The sequence below is a fragment of the Vibrio sp. Vb0667 genome (genome assembly GCF_033391095.1).
On record NZ_JAWPOL010000173.1, the window covers coordinates 1 to 1,426 of the forward strand.

The following is a 1,426-nucleotide window of genomic DNA, read 5'->3' on the forward strand; positions in this document are numbered from 1 at the left end:
TTGCTCAGGGCTGGTTAAGGCGTCGCCACGCTTGAGGGTTTCCGCCAAATATCGCTGAGTCATTTCTAACACCGCTTGCAATTGCACATATTTGGCCTGCCCTAGCCCTTTATGCTGACAAAACTCCTGTTCTGAAGCGGAGAACAACTGCCTAAGCGAACCAAAATCTTGAATAAGGAAATCGGCCAACTCAATCACGTTCATGCCTTGCGTGCCCGTACGGAGGAATATCGCCAGTAATTCGGCATCGGTTAACGCCTGCGGCCCACGTTGCAGAAGTTTCTCTCGTGGCATCGACTCATTTGGCAAAGCTTTGAGTATCATCGGAACTCTCTTTGAAGGTAAGAATCCCTATTCCACAAAACAGAAAGCGAAAGTCGAGGGTGACTTTCGCTTTCTTCGTTCCACTCTGATTTTATGTGCAATTTAATGGTTCATCAGAGTTTAAAGTTGCCGACCAGATCGTGAATTTCCGTGCCGGATTGTGACAACTGAGTGCTGATCGTTTCTGCGTGTTGCAAGGTGTCATTGATGTTGTTGACGATCTGTTGAATCGCCACCAAGTTCTGGTTGATGTCTTCCGCCACCGCACTTTGTTCTTCTGCCGCTGATGCGGTTTGAATTCCCATATCGCGAATTGTACCAATAGAATGGTGAACACCAGACAAAGACTGTTGAATCAGTGCCGACTCTTCAGCCGTTTTCACGCCGCGTTCTTGACTGGCGGACATAGTCGTGACGGCTCGAGATACACCACTTTGTAGCTGTTTAAGCATATCGCCAATTTCATGAGTGCTATTTTGCGTACGGCTCGCTAGTGAACGTACTTCATCGGCCACCACTGCAAATCCACGCCCTTGCTCGCCCGCTCGCGCGGCTTCAATTGCCGCATTAAGCGCCAATAAGTTGGTCTGCTCAGCAATCTCGCCAATCACATCCAATACTTTGGTAATCTGCTCCGTTTGCTGACTCAACTCAGAGATAGCATCCGATGTGCTGTTGATCTCTGTAACCAACTCAGTAATGCCTTGAATCGCTTGTTCGACCTCTCGCTGGGCTTCGGTGACCTGATCGTTCGCATCGTCAATGGCCTGCGCAGTGGCATTTGTATTGCTCGCGACTTCTTTTGCCGTCATGCTCATCTCTGTTACGGCTGTCACCACTTTATCCGTTTCCAAACAGTGACTCTGCATTTGACCGCTCGCTGTGCGCGTTTGATCATTCAGTTCTTCAGAAACTGTTTGAACGGCAGAAGCAGATCGATGAATGTCCTGCATCAGTGGGTGAAGTTTATCCATAAATTCATTAAAGGCAGCCGCGACTTCGCCAACTTCGTCTTTACTTTCCACTTTTAGACGCGCAGTTAAGTCACCGCCACCCGCAGCAACATCTTTGAGAGAATCGGCGACGTGCTGAAGTGGTTTAA

General features: G+C 48.7%; 2 protein-coding genes. Both read right to left on the reverse strand.

Features of this window, described 5'->3' with window-relative positions; all coding sequences use genetic code 11:
• The coding region (locus R8269_RS24375) for a UPF0758 domain-containing protein (protein WP_318222794.1) at positions 1 to 324 on the reverse strand (324 nt) is incomplete at its 3' end.
• A 113-nt stretch (positions 325 to 437) separates the two neighbouring features.
• Positions 438 to 1,426: methyl-accepting chemotaxis protein (locus R8269_RS24380; protein ID WP_318222795.1), on the reverse strand; the 989-nt coding region annotated here is incomplete at its 5' end.